The following is a 5008-nucleotide window of genomic DNA, read 5'->3' as shown; positions in this document are numbered from 1 at the left end:
CACCTCGTCCTCGTGGGTCGTATAGAGAATCGAATGTATCCAGTGTTTCGATTTCTCGTCGAAACTGTCATGTTCGATGTAGTCGCCGCTGTCGAACACCTGCAGGAAAATCGGCATGTAGAAGCGCGTGTCGAGCCCCAGCTCGGAGGCGCGTTTGCCTATATACTGCTCCCGGAACACGCCCGAAATCTTGTCGGCGGCGTAATTCGCATCCAGAATCCTGAAATCGACCGGCTCGCCGGCGTCGTCGCGCAGCATCTGCAGCCGGGCGTAACCCAGCGGCATGTGGCGGTAAAGGCCTTCGAGATAGGTCCGCTCGGACTGCGCCTCCCGTTCGGAGCGCTGGAGTTCGATACAAAGGCTGATAATGTTCATCAGCGACGCGAACCACTGGTAATCCTCCCCGCTCCACGTCCGGGGTTCGTTCACGATGTCGATGCCGGCGTATCCCCACACCTTGTCGCGCGAGGCGAGCGGTACGGCGATCAGCGATTTGATGTCCTGCATGGCGAGCACCTCCTTTTCGCGGAACGCTTCGTCGGGCAGTTCGTCGAGCGAGGAGATGATGATGGGATTGCCGTTCTCGATACGCCGGGTCCACCACGGCACCTCGTCCATCGACAGGCTGTTTACCAAATCCTGCTCGGCCGTGACGTTCTCGGCCGTAACCTCGTATGTGCAGTCGTGCGTCCTGCGCTCGCGGTCGAATTCGATGATATAGGCCCGGCCGCCGTGGAACATGGTCTGCACGTCGGTGAGTATCTTGTCGATGACGACATCCGGATCGTTGGTTTTCAGCAGCGACAGCAGCGTATGCGAAATGCTGTTGAGCCGGTACAGCAGGTCGTTGATCTGCTGCTTTTCGGGCGAATTGGCCTCCTGCGGGGGATCGGTCACCCTGAAATATCCCGTCAGCAGCATTCCGCCGTCCTCGGCCGTCTCCTCACGCAGCAGTTTCCGGTAACACCAGATTTCGCCTTTAGGCCCCCGCAGCGGATAAAGGTGTTCGTTTCCGAAATCTCCCCCGCGCACCCCGACCGAAGCGAAGGCATACTCCCGGTAGGTCGGGTTTATCATATCCCGAAACTCTTCGTAACTCACGTCGCACGTCGAAAGCCCCAGCAGATCGCGGAGTCCTTCCGATATGTGGAACATACGACGTTTGCGGTCGGCCTGCCACCAACCTATTCTGGCATCCCGCATGATCTCCTGCAGGATTTCGTGTTCTTTCATTCGATAATTTTTAGCGTCCCTGTCCGACCGGAATGTCTCGGCCCTTCTATACAAAAGTAGGCATGCCGGGGCGGATATGCAAATTATTGCGGTTATTTTATGAAAACAAACGGCTGATTCATTAAACAAAAACATCCGCAAACGCCTCTCCGAAACCGGACCGAGGCCCGCCGGAGGTATTTTTTTCGCTTCGGGAACTTTCCGGAACGAATATTTTGACTATCTTTGGAAAATAATTCCAGAGAGCGGCTCTATGAGTGAAAAATACGTTGTAAGACTGAAAAACGCGGCTATTTATCATGCGGACAATCCGTTCGGCAGCACGTCCGAAGCCAAATTGCTCCAACGGGGCGAGATGGTGCTGTCCGATGTGAATTTGTGCGTCGCGCCGGGCGAATTCGTTTATCTGCTCGGCCGCGTCGGGAGCGGGAAAAGCACCCTGCTCAAAACGCTGTACGCCGAAGTGCAGCTGCTCACGGGCGAAGGCCGCGTGGCCGGCTTCGACCTGCGAAGGCTCAAACGGCGCGACATCCCCTACCTGCGCCGCAGAATCGGCATCGTGTTTCAGGATTACCAGCTGCTGACCGACCGCAACGTCTTCATGAACCTCTATTACGTGATGAAGGCCACGGGCTGGAAACACGAGAGCGAAATCCGCGAGCGGATCGATCAGGTGCTGAATCTGGTCGATCTGGGGGCCAAAAGCTACAAAATGCCCTTCGAGCTTTCGGGCGGGGAGCAGCAGCGTCTGGTGATCGCCCGCGCCCTGCTCAACGACCCGCAGGTGCTGCTGGCCGACGAGCCTACCGGCAACCTCGACCCCGTGACGGCCGAGGGCATCATGCAGCTTTTCGAGGAGATCGCCTGCCGCGGCTGCGCCGTGGTGATGTCCACGCACAACACCGCCCTCATAGAGAACCATCCGGCCCGCGCCATCCTCTTCTCGCAGGGCAAAATCCGCGAAGTGGACCTCAAGGCGGAATTGGGCTGATCTTGGGGATTTGGGCTATTGGATTATCCGGAAATATTTCGTATATTTGTACGATATTTTAAAGACAACAGATGAGTACCGAATTAGAAAACGTAAAAAAGCAAGAAGAAGAATATTCCGCGTCGAATATTCAGGTCCTTGAGGGCCTCGAAGCGGTGCGCAAGCGCCCCGCCATGTATATCGGCGACATTGGTGAGAAGGGTCTGCACCATCTGGTCTATGAGGTAGTCGACAACTCGATCGACGAGGCGCTGGCCGGCTACTGTACCGACATCGACGTAACGATCAACGAAGATAATTCCATCACCGTACGCGACAACGGCCGCGGCATCCCGACCGACTACCACGAAAAGGAGGGCAAATCGGCGCTCGAAGTGGTGCTGACCGTGCTCCATGCCGGCGGCAAGTTCGACAAGGGCAGCTACAAGGTTTCGGGCGGTCTGCACGGCGTGGGCGTATCGTGCGTGAACGCGCTTTCGACCCTGCTCATCGCGGAGATTCACAGCCGCGACGGCAAGATTTACCGCCAGAGCTACAGCAAGGGCGCGCCCACCTCGCAGGTCGAGGTCGTCGGCGAGTGCACCGACCGGGGCACCACCATCACCTTCAAGCCCGACGGCAGCATCTTCACGCTCACGACCGAATACAAATACGAAATTCTGGCCAACCGTCTGCGCGAGCTGGCGTTCCTGAACAAGGGAATCCACCTGAACCTGACGGACAAGCGCAGCAAGGACGAGAACGGCGAATACGTCCACGACAACTTCTATTCGGAAGAGGGTCTCAAGGAGTTCGTGCAGTATCTCGACGCCACGCGCGGCACGCCGATCATCGACCAGATCATCTACCTCGACACCGAGAAGAACGGCGTTCCGGTGGAGGTGGCCATGCAGTACAACGATTCCTTCTCGGAGAACGTACACTCCTATGTAAATAACATCAACACCATCGAGGGCGGTACGCACCTGACGGGCTTCCGCCGTGCGCTGACCCGTACGCTCAAGAAGTACGCCGAGGATTCGGGCATGCTCTCGAAGCTGAAGTTCGACATCAACGGCGACGACTTCCGCGAGGGTCTCACGGCCGTGGTTTCGGTGAAGGTGCAGGAGCCGCAGTTCGAGGGCCAGACCAAGACCAAGCTGGGCAACGACGAGGTTTCGGCCGCCGTCGATCAGGCGATGTCCTCGGCGCTGGGCCACTATCTGGAGGAGAATCCCAAGGATGCCAAGGCCATCGTGCAGAAGGTCATTCTGGCCGCCACGGCGCGCCATGCGGCACGCCACGCCCGCGAAATGGTACAGCGCAAGACCGTGCTTTCGGGCGCGGGACTTCCCGGCAAGCTGGCCGACTGTACGAGCCGCGACCGTTCGATCGCCGAAATCTTCTTCGTCGAGGGTGACTCAGCAGGCGGCACGGCCAAATCGGGCCGCGACCGCAACTTCCAAGCCATCATGCCGCTGCGCGGTAAGATCCTGAACATCGAGAAGGCGCAGGAGCATCGCATGTGGGAGAACGAGGAGATCAAGAACATGTTCACGGCGCTGGGCGTGACGATCGGCACCGAAGAGGACAGCAAGGCGCTCAATCTGGAGAAACTCCGCTACGACAAGATCATCATCATGACCGATGCCGATGTCGACGGAAGCCACATCGCAACGCTGATGCTGACGTTCTTCTTCCGCAAGATGAAGGAGCTGATCGAGAACGGCCACGTCTACATCGCCACCCCGCCCCTCTATCTGGTGAAAAAGGGCAAGCAGGAGCGCTACTGCTGGACCGAGAAGGAGCGCGATACCATCTCGGCCGAATTCGGCAAGGGCGTGCACATCCAGCGTTACAAAGGTCTCGGCGAGATGAACGCCCATCAGCTGTGGGACACGACGATGAACCCCGACACGCGCATTCTGCGTCAGGTCAATATCGAGAACGCCGCCGAAGCGGACCGTATCTTCTCGATGCTGATGGGCGACGAAGTGCCGCCCCGCCGCGAGTTCATCGAGAAGAACGCACATTACGCGAACATCGACGCATAATCGAAATCAGGAAGAGGATTGCCCTTGCGAAAGGTGCGATCCTTTTCTTTATATAACCGCACTAATTGGCCGACACTATGAAAGTTACCGTTATCGGAGTCGCCGGAGGAACCGGCTCAGGAAAATCGACCCTCGTCAAGCGTCTGCAGGAGGCTTTCGAGGGCGACGACGTCGTAACGCTCTGCCACGATTACTACTACAAGGCGCATCCGGAACTGACTTACGAGGAGCGCACGAAGCTCAACTACGACCACCCGCAGGCATTCGACACCCAGATGCTGGTGGACCACATCAAGGCGCTCAAGGAGAACGTTCCGATCGAACATCCGGTCTATTCGTTCGTCGAGCACAACCGCATGACGGAGACCGTGAGCGTAAAGCCTTCGAAGGTAATCATCGTGGACGGCATCCTGATCTTCGAGAACAAGGAGCTGCGCGATCTGATGGACATCAAGGTATACGTCGATACGGATGCCGATATCCGCCTTGCGCGGCGCATCCTGCGCGACGTCTGCGAGCGCGGACGTACGATGCAGTCGGTCATCACGCAGTACACCTCGACCGTGAAGCCGATGCACGAGGAGTTCGTCGAACCTTCGAAGAAATACGCCGACGTCATCATTCCCGAAGGCGGCTTCAACTCGGTGGCCGTAGCGATGCTGATTCAGAACATCAGTTCGCTGATCGCACGCAACGAATAGCACGGAGTACCCCTCCCCTGTTTCATTACAAATCCCGAATCTCCGGCGAG

4 protein-coding genes are annotated in these 5008 nt (G+C 57.6%); 3 read left to right on the top strand and 1 reads right to left on the bottom strand.

Annotation, left to right across the window (positions count from 1 at the left end; translation table 11 throughout):
- A partial coding sequence (locus HMPREF9720_RS12350; RefSeq protein WP_009598732.1) for a GAF domain-containing protein occupies positions 1-1233 on the bottom strand: 1233 nt, incomplete at its 3' end.
- 253 nt (positions 1234-1486) lie between these two features.
- Here HMPREF9720_RS12350 and HMPREF9720_RS12345 point away from each other — a divergent pair.
- The 3 genes from HMPREF9720_RS12345 (at position 1487) to udk (ending at position 4958) form a co-directional block, all read left to right on the top strand.
- On the top strand, positions 1487-2224 hold the full coding sequence (locus HMPREF9720_RS12345; protein WP_009598733.1) for a cell division ATP-binding protein FtsE: 738 nt from the start codon (positions 1487-1489) through the stop codon (positions 2222-2224).
- A gap of 71 nt (positions 2225-2295) precedes the next feature.
- Positions 2296-4257 (top strand): DNA topoisomerase (ATP-hydrolyzing) subunit B, encoded by a 1962-nt coding sequence (gene gyrB / locus HMPREF9720_RS12340; protein WP_009598734.1) that lies wholly within the window; start codon positions 2296-2298, stop codon positions 4255-4257.
- Positions 4258-4334: 77 nt separating this feature from the next.
- Positions 4335-4958 carry a uridine kinase gene (udk, locus tag HMPREF9720_RS12335; protein WP_014776414.1) on the top strand — a complete coding sequence of 208 codons (624 nt, stop codon included), beginning with the start codon at positions 4335-4337 and terminating at the stop codon, positions 4956-4958.
- Positions 4959-5008 lie beyond the last annotated feature (50 nt).

It is taken from the genome of Alistipes sp. HGB5 (genome assembly GCF_000183485.2).
Lineage (GTDB): Bacteria > Bacteroidota > Bacteroidia > Bacteroidales > Rikenellaceae > Alistipes > Alistipes finegoldii.
Note: the sequence above shows the minus strand (reverse complement) of the source record. Positions and strands in the feature narration are given on the sequence as shown.